This is a genomic window from Gluconobacter thailandicus F149-1 = NBRC 100600, from assembly GCF_000964465.1.
In the GTDB taxonomy this organism is placed as follows: Bacteria; Pseudomonadota; Alphaproteobacteria; order Acetobacterales; family Acetobacteraceae; genus Gluconobacter; species Gluconobacter thailandicus.
The window spans coordinates 120,556-145,993 of the sequence record NZ_BANH01000015.1; the positions used below are offsets into that span (position 1 = coordinate 120,556).

Consider the following 25,438-nt stretch of genomic DNA (forward strand, 5'->3'; position numbering starts at 1 on the left):
CATCTTTGTGATCGAAACGTTCCAATTTCGATCATTTCATGCGTGCTTCCCAAAAAGTCTGAGCGTGACTAGAGTGGCTGCGTCATAGCCCACAGGGGGAGAGCGACCTTGGCTTCCGACCGTCTGACGCAGATCCGTCACTATCTTTACCTGAACGGCATGACTGGCGTTCACGAACTGGCTGAACAGGTCGATGCATCGCTTGCAACGATCAGGCGTGATCTTCAGCGGCTGGAAGAGCAGGGGATCGTTATCCGGACGCATGGCGGGGCCTCCCTTGCCGAGTCCGTTGATCGTGAAGTGGCGTTTGAAACCCGTGAAAATCAGGCTCTGGACCACAAGCGCGCTATTGCGGATGAGGCGTTCTCCTGTCTGAAACGCGGTTCTGCTGTCTTTTTCGATGCTGGAACGACTGTGTTGCAGCTCGCCCGGCGTCTGCGTATTGATCCGATGCCCCTGACGGTTTTCTCCAATAACATCACGGTGTCAGAAGCCCTGAGCGGCGTGGAAGGAGTCGAAATGATCCTTCTGGGCGGTCGGCTGCGTCATGCCAACCGCAGTCTTGTGGGCATTCTGGCGGAGCAGGCCATTGAAAACCTTTGGTTTGATCAGGTTTTCCTTGGGGCCAGTGCCGTACAGCCTGATAATACGATTTCAACCCCGGACGGTGAGGAAGCCAGCCTGAACGCCGCCATGATGCGGCGTACGGAAGAGTGCTTTCTTCTTGTGGACAGCATGAAGTTCGGGCGTCGTTCGACTTACAAGGTAGGGCATCTGGATCAGGTGTCCTGTGTCTTTACGGATACGGAACTGGACCCGGCGCAGGTTCAGGCTTTGCGGGAGCGTGGGCACAAGCTTGTTCTCGCGGGGTATGCAGAAGGAAACAGCGATGACTCTGAATGATCCGCATATCGTGGCGGAAGTCGAACCTCTGGCTGATCTTTACGAGAAGGCACTGGGGGAAAATGATCTCCAGACGCTGGATGATCTCTTTTATGCGGGGTCGGAGACCGTTCGTTACGGTGTTGGCGAGAATTTGTACGGCATCGAGGAAATTCGGGAGTTCCGGAAGAAGCGGCCCGGCGGCTCGCCCCCACGGGATGTTCTGCGGCGTGTGATTACGACGATCGGGCAGGATGCGGCTGTTGTGGATCTGGAGTTCCGGCGCAAGGGCGGCACGAAAATCGGCCGTCAGAGCCAGACATGGTTTCGTACGGAGAATGGCTGGAAGATTCTCGCTGCACATGTTTCCCTGATGGCAGACATATCCTGAATTTGCCTCTGAAGGAGTGAAAGTGACGTCATGAGCCTGTCAGAAGACACCGAAATCAAGATTCTCGTGGCCGCCAACAGGCTTGTGATTCCTGCTGAGTTTCATGAGGGTGTGCGTATGAACCTCGACCTTCTGCGGTCTTACGCGACACTGATTGAAGGCATGGAACTGTCCGATCGGCTTGAGCCAGCCTTCGAGTACGAACCATGAGCGGTTTGCAGTTCCGGACGCTGGATATTGCGGCAAAGGTTCGCGGTGGCGAACTTTCCGCGGTTGAAGTCACCAAAGCGGTCTTTGCGGATATTGCCCAGCGCGATGACAGCCTGAACTGTGTCACACGGCCGTTGACGGATCGTGCCTTGGCTGCGGCTGCTGCGGTGGATGCTGCTGTTGCGAAAGGTCGTGATCCGGGGGTTCTGGCGGGTGTGCCGTTCGGGATCAAGGATCTGTTCGATGTGGCCGGTCAGGTGACAACGGCAGGCTCGAAGGTTCTGGCCAATGATCCGCCTGCCACGCGGGATGCTGCTCTTGTCGCCCGCCTGATTGATGCGGGCGCCATTCCTGTTGCGCTGACGAACATGGATGAGTTCGCCTACGGCTTTGCAACGGACAACGCCCATCACGGTGTCACGCGTAACCCCCACGCGCCGGATCATCTGGCGGGTGGATCTTCGGGTGGGTCCGCCGCTGGTGTGGCGGCACGTCTCTTTTCGCTGGGTCTGGGGTCTGACACGAACGGGTCCATTCGTGTTCCGGCTTCGCTGTGCGGCATCTGGGGACTCCGTGCGACACAGGGACGGCTTCCTATTGAAGGGAGTTATCCGTTTGTTGCCAGCCTCGACACTGTTGGCCCGTTTGCTGACAGTGCGGGTGGTCTGCGCGCCTGTTTCGAAGCACTGGTTCAGACCGAAAACGCTCCTGTTGATGTCGGGGCACTGAAAGTGGCCCGTCTGGGCGGATGGTTCGCGGAGAACATGTCTGCACCGATGGCGGATGCTGTGAGTGCACTGGGCGCGCGTCTGGGCGCAACACAAACAGTCGAGCTGCCGGAAGTGGCGCGCGCGCGGGCATCGGCATTCGTCATCAGTGCATCTGAAGGTGCTGCCCTTCATCTGCATCGGTTACGGACGCAGGCGCAGGATTATGATCCGGCTGTTCGTGATCGTCTGCTGGCAGGTGCGCTTTTGCCCGCATCACTGATTTTTCAGGCTCATCGTCTGCGGAACTGGTTCCGTGCCCGGATGCATGAAGCCTTTGCGGACGCTGATATTCTATTGGCTCCAGCCGTTGTGGGTGAGGCGCCGCGTTTTGATCAGCCCCTGATTGAAGTCGGTGGCAAGATGGTGTCAGCGCGCGCCAATCTTGGGCTTTATACACAGCCGCTCACGCTGGCCGGTTTCCCGGTTCTGACGGTCCCTATGAAAACGGCAGGGCTTCCTCTGGGCGCGCAACTGATTGCGCGGCCAGGTCGGGAAGATCTGCTGCTGGCTCTGGGTGAATCCCTTGAGCGTGACGGTACCGCCGTCGCCCGTCTGGTCTGAATGTAAAAGAGGGCCGTTCTAAATCGGCCCTCTTGTCCGTCTTACCAGGCTGCGACAGCCCCATCGCTTCTCGGGTCTGTCGCGCCTTCAAAACGTCCGTTGCTGTGACGGACGATCGCGCCAGCGTGTCCCATAACAGAGGACAGGGTCGGAAGCTCCTCAATGACATGCCCGGCCTGATGAAGTGCCTGCACCACCTTAGGCGCGAAGCCCGGTTCCAGCTTCAGGGACGTGCTTTCCTCCCCCCATGTCCGGCCCAGCAGCCAGCGTGGGCGGCAGATGGCCTCCTGTAATGGAACGCCATACCGTGCGTATCGACTGAAGATCGCAGCCTGTGTCTGGGGCTGCCCTTCGCCGCCCATTGTTCCATAGACCATTGTCCGTCCGTCATTCAGGCGAGCGGCAGCCGGGTTTAGGGTATGGAAGGGTTTGGCGCCCGGAAGCAGGCAGTTCCAGCCCGATGGTTTGAGACGGAAAGACGAACCGCGATTTTGCCAGAACAGACCACTCTGCGGGAGCATCACACCGGAACCGAACTCAAAATACAGGCTCTGGATCATGCTGACCGCAACGCCATTGCTGTCAATCGCGCCCATCCATGTTGTATCGCCCCACTGGGTTTCTTCGGTCCAGGGGAAGGCTTCCGTCATGGAAATGCGGGTAGCCATGTCATCTAAAGCGTTCTGATCTGCCAGAAGGGCGCGAATGTCGGCTTCAGCGGTAGAACGGCCGTCAATCTCCCGATTGCGATAGCGGAAAGCCTGCTTGGTGGCTTCGATCAATCCATGCAGATGCTCGAAAGTTTCCGGCCCCTCACTTTGAGGGAGGCGATCTTCCAGTGCCAGAATCAGCAGGGACGCAGCGCCCTGTGTGGGAGGCGCCATATTATAAAGTGTGCCCAGGGAAGTCTGAACTTCCAGAGGCGCTTTAACTTCGGCCTTATGGGTCAGGAAGTCTTCAAGTCGCAAAGGACTGCCAGCGATTTCCAGGTCGGCAGCCATTCCTTTCGCCAGATCGCCTTCGTAAAAGCTCCGCAATCCATTCTGCGCGAGGCTACGGAGAGTTGCTGCAAGGAAAGGAGACGTTTGAATACTTCCTTCTTCCCATGGCGCATCGCCGGGAAGGCAAGTTGCCCGGAAGGTTGGATCACCTGACAGTTCGGCCTGCTTTGCTTTGAGGAGGGCCGCTTCGCTCTCGGAAACCACACGCCCGGTACTGGCATAGTGAATGGCATCGCGCAGAAGCCGCTCAAGGGGCAGGTTGGGTTGATGGCCTGCGCTTTCCTTCAGTGCGGCTTCCCAGCCGGAAACAGTTCCCGCAACGGTATTGGCCGCCAGACCACCGCGCCAGGGAATGACGCTGTGACCAGCCTGTGCATACAGGTCGAGCGTTGCATTGCGGGCAAGCCTGCCACAGGCATCAATCGCGATCGTCTTCCCGTCCGGGTATGAAATCAGCCAGAATCCGTCCCCGCCAAGACCGGTCATGTGTGGATAGACGGCGGCCAGAGCGGCGGCGGTCGCCACGACAGCTTCAATGGCTGTGCCCCCATCTTTCAGAACATCAAGCCCTGCCTGACTGGCCAGATGGTGAGGGGATGTGACCATCCCACGGAGAGAATTGGGTGTCTGCATGGAAGGTACCGTCACGAAAGAGGGATGGGGCGAAGGCGGGAAATATGATCACACAGCGTTCGGATCAGGAGATCTTCCGGCCCCTGGGCCGTCTGATGGCGCGTCGCTGCAATGAAATCGACGTCTGGAATAGTGGGCAGATTTGCGGACTGACAGACAGCCAGGCCATCGGTTTCGCTGAGGAAGCTGGGCTGGGCGGTGATGCCATAGCCGGCGCGAACCGCAGCAAGAATGGCGCTCAGATTGCTGCTGGTGAAGGCGATGTGCCAGGACTGCCCAGCACGATTAAGGGCTTCAATGGCAAGGCGCCTCGTGACGCTACCTTCAGGGAAGGTCACCAGTGGGAGAGACGCGCCTTCCTCGGGCAGGATCTCTTCCGGCCCGAACCATTTCAGCTCTTCCGTCCACAGTTTCTGGCCATGCGTTTCGGAGGATCGGCGCATACCGCAGAGCAGGTCGATTTCGTCATTCTCCAGCAGCCGGGTCAGGGACGCGCTGAGACCTACGGTCATGGTGATCTGAAGGGATGGATGGGCCGCGCGAAACGTGCCGAGAATTTCAGGAAAGCGCGTTAGGAGCAGGTCTTCCGTTACACCCAGTCGAATGGTGCCGCGCGGGACGCCTTCCCGGAAATAGGCAAACAGGCTGCTCTCAACCTGCAACAGCCGCTGACCCAGAGAGACAAGAGCCGTACCGTCGCCCGTCAGCTTGACGGCCTTGGTGCTGCGGGCGAGCAGGCGCGTTCCAAGCTGCTCCTCAAGCCGGCTGACATGCTGACTGATGGTGGACTGACTGACCCCAAGCGTTTGGGCCGCAGACGTGAAGTGCAGGGTTTCCGCGACCGCCAGAAACGAGCGCAGATGCATGGGATCAAGATGTGTTTGATCTTTCATGCGAATATGTGAGGGCAGTTTTATCACGCGGTCAACTTGATCTGATGCCGTTATGAGCGCAGAATTTGCATAAATACGATTTCCTTCTGGCGGAGACAGAATGACAGTCCATGGAGCCCGCGCCGTTCAACGGTGCCGCACCCTTGTTGAACCCCCTTTCAGCGAGACGGCTGGTCAGCTTTTCCGTTACTGGCTCGGAACATCCTATCGACATACGCTCGCTCAGGTCCAGATCTGGATGGAAGAGGCGGGGATGGTCGTCCGGCTGGATGCGGTCGGAAATCTGATCGGTCGTTATGAAGGGACGAATCCGGCATCTCCGGTACTCGTCATTGGTTCCCATCTGGACACCGTCCGGAACGGGGGCGCTTTTGACGGCAATCTGGGCGTCATGCTCGGAATCGAACTGGTATCCGCACTGAATGAAAACGATGTGCGCCTGCCGTTCCCGATTGAAGTCATTGGGTTCGGGGATGAAGAAGGATCCCGTTTCCCCGTTCCCATGATCTGTTCGCGCACCATGACGGGTCTTATCCACGCCGTGCCACAGGGTGTGACGGATGCCCAGGGCATGACTGTTGCAGAGGCCATGGTGTCGTATGGCCTCGATCCGGCTCGGCTCAGGGATGCCGCGCGTCGGCCGGAAGACATTCTGGCTTTTATCGAGCCGCATATCGAGCAGGGCCCTTGCCTTGAAGCTGCTGACAGGCCGCTGGGTGTCGTGACGGCTATCGCCGCCCAGACCCGGCAGCGCGTGATCGTCAAAGGGCAGGCGGATCATGCCGGTACGACACCGATGCTGTTGCGCCGGGACGCTCTGGCGGCCGCTGCCGAGATGATTCTGGCAGTTGAAAAGCGCGGTGCTGCTGGAACTGGCAATCAGGTCGCGACGGTCGGGCAGATGGACGTCACGCCCAATACCTCCAACGTTATTCCGGGAGATGTGTGGTTCTCGCTGGACATGCGGGCTGGGTCCAACGAGATCCGGGATCGTCTGGCGGAAGAAATCCGGTCCGATATTCGGCAGATTGCAGAGCGTCGCGGACTCGAAGTGTCATTCACGACACCACAGCAGCTTGCAGCGTCCGCCTGTTCGCCTGAAATTATCACGCGTTTTGCCCGCGCCATCGAGAAGGTGACGGGTGAGCCGGCGCCCCAGCTTCTGAGTGGCGCGGGTCATGACAGCATGGCTATGGCGGGTTTTTGCCCCATGGGTATGCTGTTTATTCGCAGCCCGGGTGGGTTGAGCCATCACCCGGATGAAACGGTGCTTGTGGAGGATGTTGAACTCGCCCACCGTGCCCTGCTTGCTTTCGTCAAGGAATTCCAGTCATGAGCCCGATTTACTCCCAGATTGATCCGCCATCCCGCCTGCTGATGGGGGCGGGGCCAGCCAATGTTCATCCGCGTATCCTGCGTGCCATGGCGACGGATGTGATCGGGCAGATGGACCCTGAAATGACCGCGTATATGGATGAGACCATGGCGCTGTACCGGGAAGTCTTCCAGACGAAGAACCATTGGACGCTTCTGGTCAACGGTTCGGCCCGTTCCGCCATTGAGGCGGCTCTGGTGTCGCTGGTTTCGCCGGGCATGAAAGTTGTGATTCCGCGGATTGGCCGCTTCGGTCTGCTGCTGACGGAGATCGTTCATCGCTGTGGCGGTATTCCCTGCACAATTGATGTCGAATGGGGGCAGGTTGTCGATCCGGCCGCGGTTGAAGCGGCGATCATTGAACACAAACCTGGTCTGGTGGCCGCCGTTCATGGCGATACATCCACGACAACAGCCCAGCCTCTGGCCGAAATTGGCGCCATCTGTCGTCGCCATAACGTGCTGTTCTATGTAGATGCGACCGCAACGCTTGGCGGTATGGAATTCAAAACGGATGCCTGGAACATCGACGTCGCCACGGCTGGATTGCAGAAATGCCTTGGTGGACCGCCGGGCTCAGCTCCGATCACACTGTCTGATCGTGCCGTGGAAGCCATTCTGCGTCGGCGTCATGATGAAGCGGGTATCGCTACGGGCCAGCCGCAGGGTGAGGGGCCTGTCATCCAGTCGAACTACTTCGATCTGGCGATGCTGATGAACTACTGGTCTCCGGCCCGGATGAACCATCACACTGAAGCCACCTCGATGCTGTACGCTTCGCGCGAGGCGGCCCGGATTGTGGTCGAGGAAGGTGTGGATGCGCGGGTGGCTCGTCATACGCGAGCGGGACGCGCGATGGTGGCCGGTCTGCGTGCGATGGGGCTGCGCGTTTATGGTGACGATGCAATCCGCATGACAAATGTCACGGGCGTCTGGGTACCAGAAGGCGTGGACAATGCGCGCGTTCGGGAACTGATGCGCAAGGACTTCGAAGTCGAGATCGTGTCGTCCTTCGGACCTCTGACCGGGAAGATCTGGCGGATCGGCGCCATGGGGGTGAATGCGCAGAAGCACAAGGTTCTGCTCACGCTCGCGGCATTCGAAGCCGTTCTTGCCGGCGAGGGCTTTAACCTGCCTCGTGGAGCAGGCGTTGATGCGGCTCGTGCAGCTTGGGATGCTGCTTGAAACTCGTTATTTTTTAGGGTGGTTCTTTCGGCCTGAACCATTTTTCTTCCCGCCACCGCTCTCCTTGTTGACGGTGGCCCAGGCGCGGCGTTCGGCCTCTTTTTCCGAAAGGCCGCGTTCTTCATAGCTCTCTTCGATATGCTGAGCCTGCCGCTTCTGCTTGTCAGTATAGGCCGATTTATCACCGCGTGGCATAAAAGTGCCTCCTGAAAGGGCGTTGTTCTCTCAGGTTTACGCAGGGTGTCGGAACGGGTTCTCCTGATCGTGCTGCATAGCCGCACTGTTTTCGTGGAATGTTGGCAATTTTTCCCTTTTCGGGGCTTGCCAAGAAAAAAAACGTCCGCTAGAACGCGCCTACCTCGATGGGTGCGCCGGTGTAGCTCAGCTGGTAGAGCACGTCATTCGTAATGATGGGGTCGGGAGTTCGAATCTCTTCTCCGGCACCATCGAGGTATTTTCCCAAAACTCAGTTTTGAAGTAACAGCCTTAAAAAGGCTGTAGTGGCTGAATTTTGCCATATTTTCTCAAAAAAAAGCCTTTGGCTTCGTGCAAAATTGCCAAAACGGGCCTAGCTTGATCTTCGCACCCTGGTGCTTAAGCCACGATGTTGCGCGCTGCACTGTCCTATGATGGCTCCATGCGCTAGGTTAGGAGCGTCATGACTGACCGTTTTCATAAACGCCTCTGGCAGAATGCCGTCAATCTCTCCCGAACGTCCCAGCGGCCTCACGACTCCCTTCATGTTGTGGAGGGGCTGCATGAGTGTTCGGTCTGTGGTCTGTTTCAGCGTGTTCCGGAACTGAAGCCGGGTTTTCTGGCGGAGTGCCAGCGTTGTGGCGCGCAGATTACCCGGCGGCGGAAAACATCCGTCATTGGCGCACCTGCGGCATTCTGTCTGGCGTCTGCAGCACTGTACATTGCTCTGCTGATCAGCCCGCTCATGACGCTGAACGTCTATGGGCGTGAGAATACGGTTGCCCTGATGTCAGGCCCGATAGAGTTGAGCTATCAGGGTTACAACAGCATGTGTCTTCTTGTGGGGCTCACGACACTGGCCATGCCCGGTATCGTTATCGCCTTGATGGCGGCTGTTCTCTACGGCGCTTCGCGACCTCATATGCCGGATTGGACCCCCCGACTTCTGACCTGGTACGACCGCCTGAGGGGCTGGTCGATGGTGGAAGTCTACGTTCTGGGTGTTCTCGTCGCTTACACCAAGCTGGTTGACCTTGCTCTCGTGGATCTTCAGCCTGGCGTTTACCTTCTCGGTGGCCTGATGCTCACCATGGCGGCGATGGATTCCACTTTTGATGATGACCTGATCTGGAACAATCGCGATTTGCGCAAGAGAGTGGATGGACATCGCGGCAAGGTGCTGAATGTCGCCCATCTGGATGCACATCACGACCCTCTGCCTCCTGTCGAGCACATGCTGTCCTGTCATGCCTGCGGGTTGGTCGTAGCGTTTGACCATGCAGTTCCTCAGGAAGCTGATATGGGGGACTGCCCTCGATGTGACCAGATTTTACGCCGACGCAAGCGTCAGAATCTTGCATCCGCAAGCTGTTTTCTGGTTGCGGGAATCATCTTCTATATTCCTGCAAACATGCTTCCTGTCATGACCTATACAAAAGTGGGACATGGCGCGCCGAGCACTATCATCAGCGGTGTGATCGAACTCTGGCAGGCGGGAATGATTCCGCTTTCCTTACTTGTTCTGTTCGCCAGTATCACGGTGCCGGTCCTGAAAATTCTGGCGCTGAGTTTCATGATTATCAGCACGAAACTCAGGTCCCGCTGGCAGCTTCCCCTTCTCGGGAAGCTTTATCGTCTGGTGGATATCATCGGCCGATGGTCGATGATTGACGTGTTCATGATCTCCATTCTCTGCGCGGTGGTGCACTTCGCCTTTCTGGCCAACGTGACGGCCGATCCTGGCATGATCTGTTTTGCGCTCGTGGTGATCCTGACTATTTTTGCGGTCGAACTATTTGACCCGCGGAGCATGTGGGATGCAGCTGGACTGAACCAGTCTGCTCCGGACAGTGCCGCTGGACAGTTTCGCCCGGCGACCCCGTTTCCGGATGGGCCTGCTCCATCTTCCGATACCCTTCCTATGGAGTCTGAACGCGCGTGAGCGATTCCCGAAATGATCGCGGGCAGCAGCCGGCATTGCCGGAGGAAGCTCCGGTGCGTCGTACCCGCTTTTCCCTGATCCTGCTGATCCCTGTGCTGGCGATTCTCATCTCCGGATGGCTCGCCTGGAAGCATTTTGCCACGCGTGGTCCAGAAATCACGATTACCTTCGACACCGCGGACGGGCTGACACCTGGGCAAACGCAGGTGAAGAACAAGGCCGTGACGCTTGGAACGGTTCAGGACATTACCCTGAGCAAGGACATGCGCCATGTGAACGTCAAGATTCAGATGAACGCCAACAGCGCTCATATCCTGACAGACAACACACGGTTCTGGGTCGTCCGCCCCCGTATCAACGGGGCAAGCATCACCGGTCTGGATACCCTCATTTCCGGTGCCTACATTGCCATCGACCCTGGTGCACCGAGTGATCATTATCAAACGGAATTCCGCGGCCTTGAGGCTGTTCCCGGCGTGCGTTCCGATCAGCCGGGAACGACGTTCTGGCTGGTTTCGCCCGCTCTGGGCTCACTGGGGCAGGGGGCGCCGGTCTTTTTCCGCGATGTCCCTGTAGGTGAAGTTCTGGGGTACACGATGCCACCCGGTGGGGAAGGCCCCATCGTAATACAGGTTTTCGTCAAGGCGCCTTATGATCATTACCTGCGCACGGACAGTCGGTTCTGGAATGTTTCCGGTATTCAGGTTGGTCTCGGAGCCGGTGGCCTGAAGGTACAGATGCAGTCTATCCAGGCTCTGTTCTCAGGTGGCGTGGCGTTTGGTCTGCCGGATCGCCGTCGAGACCTTGAGGCGCCTGTTGCACCCGCCAACTCCGTTTTCAAGCTTTATAGCAGCCCAGCAGATGCGGACAGTGCGCGTTATCATCAGCGCCTGCGTGTCGCCACATATATCGATACGTCTGTCAAAGGTCTGGCGGCTGGCAGTCAGGTCAGCATGTTTGGTTTGCAGGTGGGATCAGTTACTGCCGTCAAACTTCAGATTTCGTCGCCGCAGGACAAGCCCCGGGTTCGTGTGGAAATGCAGATCGAGCCCGAGCGCATGATGCCGGAGTGGAGAGAAAGTCAACTCGCGCAGACCAAGGAATATCTGGCCGCCTTTGTCGCCAATGGCATGCGGGCGTCTGTACAGAGTGCCAGTTTCCTGACGGGTGAATCCATGATCGGGCTTCAGTTCGTCAAGAATGCGCCTCCTTTGGCTCTGACCTATGAAGGTGATGTCGCGATCATGCCGAGCCAGCCTGGCGGGATGGATGGCATCATGGAGTCCGTCTCCACCATCACGGACAAGATTGCTGCCATGCCGCTCACCCAGATTGGCGAGCACGTCAACGATCTGATCGCGCATGCTGATGGGCGCCTGAACAGCCGTGAAGTGACGCAGTCTCTCGTGGCGCTCCGCAATTCGCTCCAGCATCTGGATACCCTGACCAAGAATGCTAACCAGCATCTGCCGGAACTTCTGGCATCTCTTCAGGGAACGATGAACAACGCCCAGTCCCTTCTCGGGGCATATGGAGGCGATACAGACTTTCATCGCAGTCTTCAGGGCATGATCACCCAGATGACCCAGATGGCCCGGTCCCTGCGTCTTCTAACGGATTATCTGGACCACCATCCTTCCGCACTTATTACCGGCCGCAGGAACTGACCCATGGCACAGTTTTCGTCTTCTACTACTCGTTTGCTGCTTGCAGGGTGCATGCTGGGTCTGATGGGTGGCTTGTCTGGCTGTAGCAGTGATCCAAAGCTCTATACGCTGGCCCCGCTGCCGGGAGCTTCCCAAATGGGAGGTCCGACTGTTGTGGAGGTCCGGACGCCGGTTGTTGCGATGCGTCTGGATCGCGATACGATTGTTCGGGCAAATCAGGAGTATCAGACAAAGCTGGCGTCCGGGGATAGCTGGAGCGAGGCGCTCCCTAATATGATCGCCCACACCCTGACGACCGATCTGGCCCAGCGCCTCCCAGGCACTACGGTGTTCGCCCAGGATGATGCCGTGACAACAACGCCATCAGCTTATGTCGAGGTGACGATCCGGAATTTTGAAGCTGATGCGGCAGGCCATGCCCTGATCATGGGCATGCTGTCAGTGCATCCAGCGGGAAAGATGATTGGCCCGGTGCTCACGCAGCCGTTCGTCTGGAAGTCTGCCGAGACGGTGGACAAAGACACGGTGAAGCTGACTGCGGCCCTGAGTCAGGGACTGTCCGTGCTGGCGGATCAGGTCGCAACGCAAGTGCGCGTGCTTCCCACTCCAGTGAGATAAGATCTTCGCGGATCAGCAAATAAAAAAGGCTCCCGAAAGGGAGCCTTTTTTATGCGATAGCAGAACTGCAACCAGAGAGACTTAGAGCTTCTCGACCTGATTGAAGTCCAGATCCACCGGGGTCGAACGACCAAAGATGGAAACGCTGACCTTGAGACGCTGGCGCTCTTCGTCGACTTCCTCGATCATGCCGGTAAAGGACGTGAACGGGCCGTCTGCAACGCGAATCTGTTCACCGATCTCGAAGGTCAGAGCAGAACGCGGACGCTCCACACCTTCCTGAGCCTGCTTCATGATCCGCTCTGCTTCCGCAGAGGTGATGGGCGTCGGACGGTTACGGGTTCCAAGGAAGCCTGTGACCTTTGGGGTGTCCTTGACGAGATGCCAGGCATCGTCCGTCAGTTCCATCTTCACGAGGACGTAGCCCGGAAAGAATTTGCGCTCGGCATTGACCTTACGGCCACGGCGCATTTCGGTCACATCTTCAGATGGAACAAGAATTTGTTCGAAATGGTCGGACAGGCCTTTTTGTGCTGCCTGTTCCTGAATGTGGCTCGCGATCTTCTTCTCGAAGCCAGAATAGACATGCACAACGTACCAACGTTTTGCCATGGTGCGGACCTAGCCTCCAACGCCAAAAAGTTCGCGGACGCCCAGGCCAATAACCTGATCCACGATGAAGAAGAAGATGCAGGTCACAGTAACCATGGCCAGCACTGCACCCGTCGTGATGAGGGTGTTGCGACGGGTAGGCCACGTAACCCGCTTTGCTTCATTGCGCACGTCCTTGAGGTACGTGCCCAAGTTGAAGCCGGATCCGTTTTTGTGAGGCGCCGTCTTCCGCGACTCGTCTTTCGGGGTAGTGACCGACACCATCGTCCTCGAATCAAATGAAAATCCGCGTCCCGGTGCCGGAAAAGCCATCCGGAAAAGCGGGGTGGCAGGGGCGGAGGGTCTCGAACCCACAACCTTCGGTTTTGGAGACCGACGCTCTAGCCAATTGAGCTACGCCCCTATCATCGGGCGTTACCATTTGCATGATACGCCAACGACAGTGGGGCGGAAAAGATAATGTTCGGAGATGAAAGTCAAGTGCCTGGAATGAAAATGGCATCATATTTTCATTTCTGACATTCCCCTCTTGCGGTTGCCCGGAAAACTGGAGTATGACACCGGCGACCTAAGGGCGGGCGTAGCATAGTGGTAATGCAGTAGCCTTCCAAGCTTCTGAGGAGGGTTCGATTCCCTTCGCCCGCTCCAGTAAGGTCCTTCCCCTGAAAATTTGATTTATGCCCGGCAGTATAGCTGATGCAGTGGCGTTGCCTGTGTAAACTGCGTGACAAGCACAGCTGCACTGTCATTTCCGGTATGTCCGGAAAGAGGCCCACGATGTCCTGAGTGGTTATCAGTTGCGCCTAAATCTGTGCTGAGCAGGATGTCGCCCGGATTGCATCCCCCGCGCTATCGTCCATCGCATGGCGACGTAAATTCCAGGCAGCGGCACAACCCCTTGAACCTGATGGCTTTCATCCCATCCACCCTTCTAATTGGGAGCGGTATCCGCATCGTCACGCTTGCGAAGCCGGGGTGTGCACGTTTTGGCATTAGCCTGTTCTCGACGGCGGCTGTGTTTGCGGCAAAGGGAAGTGCGTCAGGTGACAGAGTGCCTGGAAGGGAATGCAGGCGCTTTTGAAAAGCCATTCATATCTCTGGGTCGTATGAAAATTGATGCCACTGGGCGTGCGTGCATGATCTAAAATGCCCGCGGGAAACCAAAAAATGCGAACAAGTATGGTTCAGGCAACTGTTTGCAGGCTCCCGTCGGTTGCGCTTGATCGTGATCGCGTGCTAGAGGCGGCGCCAAGTGGAGGACCGGGTTTCAGACGAATCCTGTGCAGGGTCGTGTGTGCCTGATCCTATTACGGATTTGGAAGCAAGGGACCGGATAAGCCGGTTCCGGCCGCATCCTGCGGCGGAAAAGTGAGACGGAACACGCGTGTGACGGTGACACAGGTGCCGCAGATGGGACCCACAGGAGGCGTAGCGCAACGCTATGCCCGGGCGCTTTATGACTATGCCTCGGAGCAGGGAACACTCTCTGACGTCCTGGCTCAGGTTCGGGGGCTTCGCGATGCGATTTCCCAGAGCGCTGATCTGCGGACATTCCTTGCAGATTCACGCCTTGATGCGCACCGCTCCAGCGAAGTTGCTAGCGCTCTGACCGAAAAGCTCGGCTTCGGGGATGCTGTCCGTCGTTTTGTTGGCGTCATTGCTGCAAACCGTCGCCTTGCTGATCTCGCTGCCATCCTGGATGGCGTGCTGGCTCTTGATGCCAGCCTGCGTGGCGAGACCGTTGCAGAAATCCGTTCCGCACAGCCTCTTACAGACATGCAGCGCAGTCAGCTTCAGGCCCGTCTGGCCGAAGCCGGCTACAGCCGCGTGTCCATGATCGAGCGTACAGATGCTTCCCTGATTGGTGGCATGACGGTACGTGTCGGTTCTACACTGTTTGATACTTCGATCGCCGGGCGCCTGACCCGCCTGCAGAACGCCATGAAGGGAGCCGCGTGATGGATATCCGTCCCGCTGAGATTTCGGACATCCTCAAGCAGCAGATCGCGTCTTTCGACAAGGTCGAGACCGTTTCCGAGACGGGCACGGTCCTGTCGATTGGTGACGGCATTGCTCGTGTGTACGGCCTGACGAACGTCATGGCTGGCGAAATGGTCGAGTTCGAAGGAACCGGCCTCAAGGGCATGGCGCTGAACCTCGAAGCCGACAACGTTGGCGTCGTGGTGTTCGGTGATGGTGACGAAATCCGTGAAGGTGACACGGTTCTTCGCACGAAGGCTGTGGTCGAGGTGCCGGTTGGCAAGGGCCTTCTTGGCCGCGTTGTTGATGGTCTCGGCAACCCGATTGATGGCCGTGGCCCGCTGACGGATGTTGAATACCGTCGCGCCGAGGTCAAGGCTCCGGGCATTATGCCGCGCCAGTCGGTCAGCGAGCCGATGCAGACGGGTATCAAGGCTATTGACGCCCTGGTTCCGATCGGGCGTGGCCAGCGTGAGCTGATCATCGGTGACCGTCAGACCGGTAAGACCGCAATTCTGGTGGACACAATCGTCGCCCAGAAGCCGGTCAATGCTGAAGGCGACCCGAAGAAGTCCCTGTACTGCATCTATGTCGCAGTCGGTCAGAAGCGCTCCACGGTTGCAAATCTGGTTCGTACACTGACGGAGCAGGGCGCGATGGAATATTCCATCGTTGTGGCTGCTACGGCATCTGATGCTGCCCCGATGCAGTATCTGGCACCGTACACCGCCTGCACCATGGGTGAGTACTTCCGCGACAACGGCATGCACGCTCTGGCCTGCTACGATGACCTGTCCAAGCAGGCTGTTGCTTACCGTCAGATGTCCCTGCTGCTGCGTCGTCCGCCGGCACGTGAAGCTTTCCCGGGTGACGTGTTCTACCTGCACTCCCGTCTGCTTGAGCGCGCTGCCAAGATGTCCGACGCCAATGGTGGCGGTTCCCTGACAGCTCTGCCAGTCATCGAGACGCAGGCTGGTGACACGGCTGCCTACATCCCGACGAACGTGATTTCCATCACGGACGGTCAGATCTTCCTTGAGACGGATCTGTTCTACAAGGGTATCCGCCCGGCTGTGAACGTCGGTGGTTCCGTGTCCCGTGTTGGCTCTGCCGCCCAGATCAAGGCGATGAAGCAGGTTGCCGGCAAGATCAAGCTGGAGCTGGCTCAGTATCGTGAAATGGCCGCGTTCTCGCAGTTCGCTTCCGATCTCGATGCCGCAACCCGCAAGCAGCTTGAGCGTGGCGCACGTCTGGTTGAGCTGCTGAAGCAGCCTGAGACGTCCCCGCTACCGGTTGAAGAGCAGGTTGTGGTTCTGTTCGCCGGAACGCGTGGATATGTCGATCCGGTTGCTGTGGACAAGGTCGTGGCTTACGAAGCTGCCCTGCTGACAGAAATGCGTGGCGCTGGCGCCTCCATCCTGACGGCCATCCGCAACGATCGTCAGATCAAGCCGGAGACGGAAGGCAAGCTCAAGGAGCTGCTGGAAGCTTTCGGTAAGCGCTTTGCAGCCTGAGGATAGTCCATGCCCTCGCTGAAGGAACTGCGCGGTCGGATCACAGGCGTCAAATCGACGCGAAAGATCACGAACGCCATGAAAATGGTCGCAGCTTCAAAGCTGCGACGCGCCCAGTCCCAGGCTGAGGCGGCTCGTCCCTATGCCGAGGCCATGGGCCGCATGATGGCGGAACTGGCAGCGGCAAGCCGTGGGTCAGATGCGTCCAGCCTGCCGAAGCTTCTGGCTGGCACGGGTAAGGATCAGGTTCATCTTCTGGTGATCCTGACGTCCGATCGTGGTCTGGCTGGTGGCTTCAACGCCAATATCGTCCGGAGCGCGCGTCAGTTGATCCGCACGTTGCAGGACGAAGGTCGGACTGTTCGTCTCCTGCCGGTTGGTCGCAAGGGTGCGGATATTCTTGCAAAGGAATATCCGGATCTGATGGTCGAGCGTGTGGCTGGTACGGAAGGGCGTGATGTTGGCTTCGACAAGGCCGAGTATGTGGGCAAGAAAATTGTCTCCATGCTTGAGGCTGGCGAAATCGATCGCTGCACGCTGATCTACAACCGCTTTGTCAATGCGATGTCGCAGATTGCCATCCAGCTTCCGCTGGTGCCGCTGTCTGTTGCTGAAAATGACAACGTGGATACGTCTGCGGATGCCGCCCAGTACGAATTCGAGCCCGATGAGGCTACGCTCCTGGCCAGCCTCCTGCCACGCAACCTCCAGGTGCAGATTTTCTCTGCCCTTCTGGAAAGCGCAGCAGGTGAGCAGGGTGCACGGATGACTGCCATGGACAATGCGAGCCGCAACGCCAGCAAGGCGATCGACCGTCTGTCCCAGAAGTACAACCGTACACGCCAGGCCAACATTACCAACGAACTGATCGAGATCATCTCCGGCGCAGAAGCCGTTTGAGATCACGCAGGAGACGAACCGATGTCTGAGACTCTTAACCCTTCTGCCCCGGCTGCAAACAATGTCGTCGGTCGTGTCACGCAGGTGCGTGGCCCGGTTGTCGACGTGCAGTTCGAAGGCACCCTGCCGCATATCCTGAATGCTCTTCATGTTCAGAACGGCGATCAAACGCTTGTTCTGGAAGTTGCACAGGAAATCGGTGAGCGCCAGGTTCGCTGCATTGCCATGGATACGACGGACGGCCTGAGCCGTGGCGCCGAAGTTCGTGACACGGGCAAGCAGATCATGGTTCCGGTTGGCCCGGCTACCCTCGGCCGTATCCTGAACGTCATTGGTGAAGCCATTGACGAGCGTGGCCCGATTGTCAGCGACAAGTATTTCCCGATCCATCGTAAGGCCCCGGCTTTCGAAGATCAGGCTGCTGCTTCCGAAATTCTCGTTACCGGCATCAAGGTCGTTGATCTTCTCTGCCCGTACCTGAAGGGCGGAAAGATCGGTCTGTTCGGCGGCGCTGGCGTTGGCAAGACGGTTATCATCCAGGAACTCATTAACAACATCGCGAAGGCACACGGTGGCGTGTCCGTGTTCGCTGGTGTGGGTGAGCGTACCCGCGAAGGTAACGACCTGTATTTCGAAATGCAGGACGCTGGCGTTATCAAGATCGGTGAAGACGGTTCAACGGAAGGCTCCAAGGTCGCTCTGGTCTATGGCCAGATGAACGAGCCGCCGGGAGCACGTGCCCGCGTTGCCCTGACGGGTCTGTCGCTTGCGGAATACTTCCGTGACGAAGAAGGTCAGGACGTTCTGTTCTTCGTGGATAACATCTTCCGCTTCACGCAGGCTGGTTCCGAAGTGTCCGCCCTGCTGGGTCGTATTCCTTCCGCCGTGGGCTATCAGCCGACGCTGGCAACGGAAATGGGTGCCCTTCAGGAGCGTATTACGTCCACCAAGAAGGGTTCCATTACGTCCGTTCAGGCCGTGTATGTCCCTGCTGACGATCTGACCGATCCGGCACCTGCCGCGACCTTTGCTCACCTTGATGCCACGACGGTTCTGAACCGTTCGATTGCAGAAATGGGCATTTATCCGGCTGTTGACCCGCTGGACTCCACGTCCCGCTCCCTTGACCCGAAGATCGTCGGTCAGGAACACTACGACATCGCTCGTAAGGTTCAGCAGACGCTTCAGACCTATAAGGGTCTGCAGGACATCATCGCGATCCTGGGCATGGACGAGCTGTCTGAAGAAGACAAGAAGATCGTTGGCCGTGCACGTCGCATCCAGCGCTTCCTGTCCCAGCCGTTCCATGTGGCTGAAGTCTTCACGGGTGCGCCTGGTAAACTGGTTGCACTGGAAGACACGATCCGCTCCTTCAAGGCTGTTGTGAACGGTGAATACGATCACCTGCCAGAAGGTGCGTTCTACATGGTTGGCGACATCGACGAGGCCATCGCCAAGGCCGAAAAGATGAAGCAGGAGGCCTGATCCTGATGCCCCTACGCATCGAGATCGTCAGCCCGGAAAAGCGCCTTGTTGACCGTCAGGTTGACATGGCGGTGGTCCCGGGCATGGAGGGCGATATTGCAGCCATGCCGGACCGTGCACCGCTGATGCTTCAGCTGCGTGGTGGCGTTGTGGCCCTGTACGAAGGCGACAAGATCGTCGACCGTTACTTCGTGGGTGGTGGTTTTGCAGACATGGGCGCAGAACACTGCACCATTCTCGCGGATTCCGCTCAGCTCATGAGCGAACTATCGGCTGATGAAGCCCGTGATCGTCTGCGTGATCTGGAGACCACCTGGGCCCAGATCGAGCCAAACGATGTGGACACACATGACCGTCTGAGCCGTGAAATCCAGAGCGTTCGCGCAGAGCTGGAAGCGGCTGAAGGTGGCGCTTCGGTCTAAAGTCGAGCTCATCATTGTCGAACCACAGAAAAACCCGCCCCGTCATTTTGACAGGCGGGTTTTTCTTTGTCTGGCACCTTCCTGTATGCTCCTCCGAACTTTACCGAGTGATGGTGGCGCGTAATGACGGACTCTTTTCCTGAGACTGCAATCCTGACTGAAGGTCTGGCTCCGGCCGCGGCACAGTCGGTTGAAAGCGTGACGGAAGAGCCCTCTGCGGCAGACACAGAAGAAACACCGAAGCCTCCTGCCGAACCCTGTCTTGAACTGGATGTGGTACTTCGGGAGAGCGTCAGCAGTGCTCTCTGGGAAAATAGTGTTCCGGTTTTGCTGGAGCTGTCTCTTCGTAATCTGTCAGATCGTGAGTTCAGGGATCTCGAAATTACGTTGGACTGCCAGCCGAATGTCCTGCGTTCAACATGCTGGCGTGTGCAGTCTCTCGGGGCTGGACAGTTTCAGGCAATAGACCGTCTGGACGTGGAACTTGATGGCGCTTTTCTTGCGTCTTTAAGCGAGGCAACGCGGACAGAAGTCAGGCTGAAAGTTTCTGAAATTCAGCCTGACGGATCTCGGGAAGAACTTCTGGAACGTATTCTTCCTCTGGCAGTGCGCTGCCGGAGCGAATGGGGTGGCTTGCAGGGGCTGCCGGACCTTTTGACAGCTTTTGTTCTTCCAAATGATCCCGCAGTGGCAAAAATTCTTCGTTCGGCATCTGCTCTTTTGCAGGAAGCAGGTCAGTCGCCGTCACTGGAAGGATATCAGGGCGGGCGCAAACGCGCCTGGGAACAGGCACAGGCTATCTGGTGTGCGATTGCCGCGCTGAAGATTACTTATGTCAGCCCACCGGCGTCTTTTGTGGAAGATGGGCAACGGGTTCGCCTTCCAACCCAGATTGTCGAGGAGCGTCTGGCAACCTGTCTGGATACGGCCCTTCTGTTCGCAGCCTGTCTGGAGGCGATCGGACTGAGGCCCTTGCTGATCATGCTCAAAGGGCATGCCTTCACAGGTTTCTGGCTGTCGCGTGAGCAATCCGGCACGTCTGTTCTGCAGGACTTGCCCGGACTGCGAAACCGTGTGGCCCTCGATGATGTGTGTGTCTTCGAGACGACACTGGTCACGGCTGCATCCTGTCCGGCGTTTTCCAAGGCCTGTGAGCGTGGATTGGCCCAGCTTCAGGATGGGCAAGAGCCATCGAAATTCGAAGACGTCATTGATATACATCGTGCCCGTTTGCGCCGTATTCGTCCGCTGTCACAGGTTGTGACAGCGTCAGAGACGTCAGAGGCAGATCAGACCGAAAGAAATTCTGCCCCGCTGTTACAGGTTGCTCCGGATCTTCGTGAAGAACTGGGAGATTATGAGGAGCAGGATACGCCTCAAAGCCGACTGGAACGCTGGTGCAAGCGGCTTCTGGATATTTCGGGCCGTAGTCGGCTTCTGAATCTTCCAAAATCTGAAAAACAGATTGTCGAAATCTGCTGTGCTGATCCGGGGAAACTCGAAGACCGCCTTGCGGAAATGCGTGGCGGCGAACGTAAACCCGCTCTCAGACTGCGGGCCCGGCCCGAACTGATGGATGGCGCAGATCCCAGAAGCGCAAACATTCATCAGCAACGTCATCATGATGACCAGCACCGGACGATAGCGGCAGAGGCGCTGGAGCATGGCGAGCTTCTGGTCGCTCGCGAGGAAGCCGGATTACAGCTGGCACTGACCGAGATTTATCGCAAGGCGAAGGCTGCGGAGCAGGAGGGGGGCGCCAATACGCTCTTCCTGACTTTAGGTGAGCTTGTGTGGGAGCCGCGCGGGAAAGACCGCAAGGCTCGGGCACCATTGATCCTGGTGCCGGTCATTCTGGAGCGAAGCAGCGTGAATGCGCCTTTCCGGTTGCGGGCGCATACGGATGAAAGCCGGGTCAACGGTAGTCTTCTGGAAGTTCTGCGGCAGGATTTTGCCATGCGGTTTCCGGAGCTTGAAGGCGAACTCCCTCATGATGAAGCCGGGCTGGATGTCGGGCGAATTTTCGATATTTTCCGGGCCAAGATCCGCCAGCTTCCGCAATGGGAAGTTGAGGAGCGCGTTTGCCTGACGACGCTGTCGTTCGCAAAGTTCCTGATGTGGAAGGATCTGCAGGAACGTCAGGAAGCCTTGCGGATCAATCCGGTGGCCAGCCGCCTTCTGGATGGTGTGTCGGAAACAGATGACGCTGGGTCTGCCTTTCCGAAAGCGGTGTTTGATGACGCATCACCGCTAGACGACGTACTCGATGAGGCATCGCTTCTGTGTCCGCTTGAAGCAGACTCTTCCCAGCTTATGGCTGTGGCCCGGGCGGCTGCGGGTGAGAATTTTGTTCTGATCGGGCCGCCGGGAACGGGTAAGAGCCAGACGATTGCCAACATCATCGCGGACACGCTCGGGCGCGGGAAAACGGTTCTTTTCGTTGCGGAAAAGCGGACTGCACTGGAGGTTGTCCGTAATCGGCTGCGCTCTATCGGGCTGGGCGAGTTCTGTCTGGACCTGTTTTCGCCTCAGGCTGGGCGCGGAGCCGTCCTGGAGCAGTTCCAACAGGTGCAGTCTGTACGGGAAGAATTTTCCACGGCTGAATGGACGTCTGCCCAAAGTCGTCTCATGGCGGTGCGCCGTGATCTGAATGCTTATGTGCATGATCTCCATCGTCGATGGAGAAATGGCTGGACGCCCTATCGCGCTATCGGCGCCGTCCTGGAGGCGGACAGAAACGGGACCTATCCGATTGCTTTCAAATGGGCCGGTCCCGAAGTCCATACAGAAGAAGACTGGCAACGCCTGAAAAATGTTACCAGCCTTCTTTCCAGTCTGTACCTCCGGTTTGGAAAGGCGGCGCTATCACCGCGTCTTGCTGGTATTGAACAGGAAGACTGGACGTCGCGCTGGCAGGATCAACTGCTTCAGCAGGCACAGAAACTCAAACTGCAGGCGGAAAGTCTTTCCAAGGGAGCAGGGGAGCTTTGTCATGCTCTGGGGCTCGCGGGAGACGCTCTCTCATGGGCATTTCTGCAGCGCCTTGCGGGCCTGTGTCAGCTGATGCGCCGGCCTGAAGCGGCCATGGGTGCATGGGCGCTCTCGGATGATGCCTCGGAAAATGTACAGGCCGTTCTTGCCGAACAGAACCGTGTGGCGCGCTATCGTAGTCTGGTGCAGGAACTGTCCGTTCATTGGGAACAGGCAAAAACGCTTCCCTTGGCTGAACTCCAGCGTGCCTGGAAAGACTCTGAAGAAAAATGGCTTCTGTCCCGCCGGAGCGCACAGAAAGCGGTTCGGCGCCAGTTGGAGAGCGGTGCAAAGGGAGCATTGCCGGAAGATTTGGGTGACGAACTGGATCGCCTGGTTGAACTTTCCACACTGGAGCAGGCTCTGACAGGCGCGCCGCATCGCGAGACCGTTGGCGCATTGTGGCAAGGCCTCTCGACCGATTTTTCCAGGATCGAAGCGACCGTTGCCTGGGGGACGGAAATGCGGGTGGCCTTGGCCAGCTGTGTTCCAGATGTTTCGGGTCTTTTGTCCGTAAGGCGCCATATCCGGGAACTTCTGACAGAAGGGCGGGATCTGCTGGCTGAGAGCGGACCGGTCGGGCAAAAAATCTCTGTGTTCCAACGGGCATTTTCTGAAGCTGGCATAGAAATGCAGACGCTGGCCGAATTGGCCGGGAGTGATGTTCTGGCCATTGAACCCGACGGTGCGGATTGGTTGCGTCGTCTGGGTCAGCGTCTTGAGGGCTGGATAGAGCAGGGCCGCAGCTTGCGGGACTGGTGTGCCTGGCGCAAAGCCTGTCATGAGGCGGAGCATCTGGGTCTCGCCCCGCTGGTGGATGCGTTGCTTGCAGAACGTGTCGCAGCAGAAAGTCTGCAAACTGTTCTGGAAGCGGCATACGCCCGGTGGTGGTTGGCGGCAGCCGTTGATGAGCAACCGAGACTGCGCGGTTTTGTTGCTGCTGCCCATGAAGAACAGATCGGGCAATTCCGGGCATGGGATAAAGACGCTGCCGATCTGGCAAAACGTCTGATCCGTGCACGACTGTGTGGCAGTCTTCCCGGCGAGGAGACACGTCGGCAGGACGCACAGTATGTGATGATCCATCGTGAGGCGCAGAAAAAAGCGCGGCATATGCCCATTCGTCAGCTGGCCTCCGTGGCTCCACGGGCAGTTCGGGCTCTGACACCCTGCTTCATGATGAGCCCTCTTTCTGTGGCGCAATATCTGCCACCTGATAGCGAGCCTTTTGATCTAGTCATCTTCGATGAGGCGTCCCAAATCCCGACATGGGATGCCATCGGTGCCATTGGTCGCGGGCGGCAGGTTATTGTCGTGGGGGATCCGAAGCAGCTTCCACCGACTAGCTTCTTCTCTCGAAGTGAGAACGAGGAAGAGGACGGTGAGCTTTGCGACATGGAGTCGATTCTCGATGAATGTCGTGCGGCTGGCGTGCCGGAAATCAGCCTGGAATGGCATTACCGCAGCAGGCATGAGAGCCTGATCGCTTTCTCGAACAGTCAGTATTACGGCGGAGATCTGATTACCTTTCCCTCAATCGTAACGAAGGATCAGGCCGTTTCATTCAGGTTTGTGGAGGACGGCAATTACCAGCGTGGTGGAAGCCGAACCAACCCGGCTGAAGCGCGCGCTGTGGCAAATGCTGTCGTGGCCCATCTGAAAAGCGACGGTGCAAAATCCATCGGTGTTGTGACGTTCAATGGAGAGCAGCAAACCCTCATCACGGATCTTCTTGAAAAGGCCCAGAGGGAAGATTCGTCTCTTGTCCCGTTCTTCAGCGACGATTGTGCCGAACCTGTCCTGATCCGGAATCTGGAGAACGTGCAGGGAGAAGAACGTGACATCATGTTCTTCTCCCTGACATACGCTCCCGAATTGAAAGGCGTGCCTTATGTGTCCTTCGGGCCGCTGAACCGGGCAGGGGGTGAACGACGCCTGAATGTGGCTGTCACGAGAGCTCGGGAAAAGCTGGTTGTTTTCGGATCACTCCGGGCTGAGCAGATTGACCCGTCCAGAAGTTCTGCCGAAGGCGTGCTGCATCTCCGCAAGTTCCTGACATTCGCTGAACACGGTGCGGGTGCTCTGACTGGTCTTCATCAGGGATCAGTAGGGGAAGCGGACAGTCGTTTCGAGCTGGAAGTCGCCGCCCTGTTGAGGCAGCGCGGGTGGGATGTCCGTCCGCAGATTGGTGTTTCCAGATTCCGGATTGATCTCGGCGTCGTGGACCCGGATATGCCGGGATGCTTCCTGGCAGGTGTGGAGTGCGACGGCGCGACCTATCATCGGAGTGCCACTGCGCGGGATAGAGACAGACACAGGCAGACTGTTCTCGAAAGTCTTGGATGGGTGATTCTGAGAGTCTGGTCCACGGACTGGTGGCTGAATGCGTCCAGGGAGGTTGAGAGGCTGGATCAGGCCTTGAAACAGAGGCTCGAGCTCATCAGGGCAGAACGCGCCCCCGTAATTGAAGAGTGTCTACTGCCTGAAACTGTTGAGCCGCAGTCGGAAGAAGGCCTCCTGCCAGAAGAGCCAGTTCTGTATGCGGGCTTTGTGCCAGATACTCTGGAGGTCAGTGAGCCTGTTAAGGCGGAGAGTGAGACTGACACTGAGGGGGATGCGGTCGCTGATGGAAACCGCTTTGGAGATGATGACTATCTGCCAACGCTCAAGCATCTGATTCGTCAGACGGTCGAAAGCTCAGGAGTTGTCCATGAAACAGCGCTGGTCCAGCAGATTGCCAGAATTCACGGGTTTGCCCGGGCCGGCCGTCAGATTCGGGAAAGAGTGCTAGCGTCAGTTCCGACGACATTGGGGCGGACAGAGGAGGGAGCAGGGACGTTCTTCTGGGAAACCGAGGATGCTCCTTATGCGCCTGTTGTGTTCCGTGGTCCGGTTGCCGGAGAAAGCCTCGATCCAGCCCAACTCCCTCTTAAAATGCTTGCAGCGTTGGCCGATGAGCAGCGCGCCAAGGGGATGGATGAAGATGAGGCGCTGGGAGAAATGAGAAAGGCCTGTGGTCTGGGGCGTATGGGCCCCGCAACGAGGCTGCGATTGCAGGAGGCATGGCAGCTTTCGGGGGCAGATAAGGAACTTTGAGGAAAAAGAGACGTCAGAATGCATTTTATGGCGTTTTTTTTGATTTTTTTAGTTTTGGATTGTGAATGGAAAGTGTG

The 25,438-nt window shown here is 57.7% G+C and carries 20 protein-coding genes and 3 tRNA genes; 17 read left to right on the forward strand and 6 right to left on the reverse strand.

Going from position 1 to position 25,438, the window contains the following annotated elements:
* Positions 1-108: 108 nt before the first annotated feature.
* From B7444_RS05075 to B7444_RS05090, 4 genes are read left to right on the forward strand one after another with little or no spacing between them, the layout of a single operon-like run.
* Positions 109-903 (forward strand): DeoR/GlpR family DNA-binding transcription regulator, encoded by a 795-nt coding sequence (locus B7444_RS05075; protein WP_007283176.1) that lies wholly within the window; start codon positions 109-111, stop codon positions 901-903.
* A complete protein-coding gene (gene hpxZ, locus B7444_RS05080; protein ID WP_007283177.1) occupies positions 890-1,273 on the forward strand; it encodes an oxalurate catabolism protein HpxZ in 384 nt (127 codons plus the stop codon). The genes B7444_RS05075 and hpxZ overlap by 14 nt, the downstream gene beginning before the upstream one ends.
* Before the next feature lie 30 nt (positions 1,274-1,303).
* A complete protein-coding gene (locus B7444_RS05085) occupies positions 1,304-1,483 on the forward strand; it encodes an AtzG-like protein (RefSeq protein WP_007283178.1) in 180 nt (59 codons plus the stop codon).
* Positions 1,480-2,814, forward strand: coding sequence for an AtzE family amidohydrolase (locus B7444_RS05090; protein ID WP_007283179.1), 1,335 nt, complete (start codon positions 1,480-1,482; stop codon positions 2,812-2,814). Before B7444_RS05085 ends, B7444_RS05090 begins: the two co-directional genes overlap by 4 nt.
* A 41-nt stretch (positions 2,815-2,855) precedes the next feature.
* Here the strand turns inward: B7444_RS05090 and B7444_RS05095 are convergent, their stop codons facing one another.
* Positions 2,856-4,421: a gamma-glutamyltransferase family protein gene (locus B7444_RS05095; RefSeq protein WP_007283180.1), complete on the reverse strand. Its 1,566-nt coding sequence runs from the start codon at positions 4,419-4,421 to the stop codon at positions 2,856-2,858.
* Between the two features lie 38 nt (positions 4,422-4,459).
* Positions 4,460-5,341 carry a LysR family transcriptional regulator gene (locus B7444_RS05100; protein ID WP_007283181.1) on the reverse strand — a complete coding sequence of 294 codons (882 nt, stop codon included), beginning with the start codon at positions 5,339-5,341 and terminating at the stop codon, positions 4,460-4,462.
* Positions 5,342-5,441: 100 nt separating this feature from the next.
* On the opposite strand from B7444_RS05100, the gene B7444_RS05105 reads away from it, so the two are divergent.
* Positions 5,442-6,677, forward strand: coding sequence for an allantoate amidohydrolase (locus B7444_RS05105; protein ID WP_007283182.1), 1,236 nt, complete (start codon positions 5,442-5,444; stop codon positions 6,675-6,677).
* Positions 6,674-7,900 (forward strand): pyridoxal-phosphate-dependent aminotransferase family protein, encoded by a 1,227-nt coding sequence (locus tag B7444_RS05110; RefSeq protein ID WP_007283183.1) that lies wholly within the window; start codon positions 6,674-6,676, stop codon positions 7,898-7,900. The genes B7444_RS05105 and B7444_RS05110 overlap by 4 nt, the downstream gene beginning before the upstream one ends.
* Positions 7,901-7,906: 6 nt before the next feature.
* Here the strand turns inward: B7444_RS05110 and B7444_RS05115 are convergent, their stop codons facing one another.
* A complete protein-coding gene (locus tag B7444_RS05115; protein WP_007283184.1) occupies positions 7,907-8,095 on the reverse strand; it encodes a hypothetical protein in 189 nt (62 codons plus the stop codon).
* Between the two features lie 175 nt (positions 8,096-8,270).
* Here B7444_RS05115 and B7444_RS05120 point away from each other — a divergent pair.
* The 4 genes from B7444_RS05120 to B7444_RS05135 all read left to right on the forward strand — a co-directional run bounded on the left by B7444_RS05120 (position 8,271) and on the right by B7444_RS05135 (position 12,322).
* Positions 8,271-8,346 (forward strand) — tRNA-Thr (locus tag B7444_RS05120).
* 212 nt (positions 8,347-8,558) lie between these two features.
* Complete coding sequence (locus tag B7444_RS05125) at positions 8,559-10,037, forward strand: paraquat-inducible protein A (RefSeq protein ID WP_007283185.1); 1,479 nt, start codon at positions 8,559-8,561, stop codon at positions 10,035-10,037.
* A complete protein-coding gene (locus B7444_RS05130; RefSeq protein WP_007283186.1) occupies positions 10,034-11,704 on the forward strand; it encodes a PqiB family protein in 1,671 nt (556 codons plus the stop codon). The genes B7444_RS05125 and B7444_RS05130 overlap by 4 nt, the downstream gene beginning before the upstream one ends.
* Positions 11,705-11,707: 3 nt before the next feature.
* The gene (locus B7444_RS05135; protein WP_035729726.1) at positions 11,708-12,322 is read left to right on the forward strand and encodes a PqiC family protein; all 615 of its coding nucleotides are present in this window, start codon (positions 11,708-11,710) and stop codon (positions 12,320-12,322) included.
* Positions 12,323-12,403: 81 nt separating this feature from the next.
* On the opposite strand, the gene nusG is transcribed toward B7444_RS05135, so the two are convergent.
* The 3 genes from nusG to B7444_RS05150 all read right to left on the reverse strand — a co-directional run bounded on the left by nusG (position 12,404) and on the right by B7444_RS05150 (position 13,337).
* Positions 12,404-12,934: a transcription termination/antitermination protein NusG gene (nusG, locus tag B7444_RS05140; protein ID WP_007283188.1), complete on the reverse strand. Its 531-nt coding sequence runs from the start codon at positions 12,932-12,934 to the stop codon at positions 12,404-12,406.
* Positions 12,935-12,943: 9 nt separating this feature from the next.
* The gene (gene secE, locus B7444_RS05145) at positions 12,944-13,126 is read right to left on the reverse strand and encodes a preprotein translocase subunit SecE (protein WP_007283189.1); all 183 of its coding nucleotides are present in this window, start codon (positions 13,124-13,126) and stop codon (positions 12,944-12,946) included.
* 134 nt (positions 13,127-13,260) lie between these two features.
* Positions 13,261-13,337, reverse strand: a tRNA-Trp gene (locus B7444_RS05150).
* A 171-nt stretch (positions 13,338-13,508) separates the two neighbouring features.
* Here B7444_RS05150 and B7444_RS05155 point away from each other — a divergent pair.
* From B7444_RS05155 to B7444_RS05185, 7 genes are all read left to right on the forward strand, one after another.
* Positions 13,509-13,582: transfer RNA gene (locus tag B7444_RS05155), tRNA-Gly, on the forward strand.
* Between the two features lie 738 nt (positions 13,583-14,320).
* Positions 14,321-14,893 (forward strand): ATP synthase F1 subunit delta, encoded by a 573-nt coding sequence (gene atpH, locus B7444_RS05160; RefSeq protein WP_035729728.1) that lies wholly within the window; start codon positions 14,321-14,323, stop codon positions 14,891-14,893.
* Positions 14,893-16,428, forward strand: a complete 1,536-nt coding sequence (gene atpA / locus B7444_RS05165; protein ID WP_007283192.1) for a F0F1 ATP synthase subunit alpha — start codon at positions 14,893-14,895, stop codon at positions 16,426-16,428. The genes atpH and atpA overlap by 1 nt, the downstream gene beginning before the upstream one ends.
* A gap of 9 nt (positions 16,429-16,437) precedes the next feature.
* Positions 16,438-17,328, forward strand: a complete 891-nt coding sequence (locus tag B7444_RS05170) for a F0F1 ATP synthase subunit gamma (RefSeq protein ID WP_007283193.1) — start codon at positions 16,438-16,440, stop codon at positions 17,326-17,328.
* A gap of 21 nt (positions 17,329-17,349) precedes the next feature.
* Positions 17,350-18,813 (forward strand): F0F1 ATP synthase subunit beta, encoded by a 1,464-nt coding sequence (gene atpD, locus B7444_RS05175; RefSeq protein WP_007283194.1) that lies wholly within the window; start codon positions 17,350-17,352, stop codon positions 18,811-18,813.
* Positions 18,814-18,818: 5 nt separating this feature from the next.
* On the forward strand, positions 18,819-19,235 hold the full coding sequence (gene atpC, locus B7444_RS05180; RefSeq protein ID WP_007283195.1) for an ATP synthase F1 subunit epsilon: 417 nt from the start codon (positions 18,819-18,821) through the stop codon (positions 19,233-19,235).
* Positions 19,236-19,358: 123 nt separating this feature from the next.
* Positions 19,359-25,361: a DUF3320 domain-containing protein gene (locus tag B7444_RS05185; RefSeq protein ID WP_007283196.1), complete on the forward strand. Its 6,003-nt coding sequence runs from the start codon at positions 19,359-19,361 to the stop codon at positions 25,359-25,361.
* The last annotated feature ends 77 nt before the right edge of the window (positions 25,362-25,438 follow it).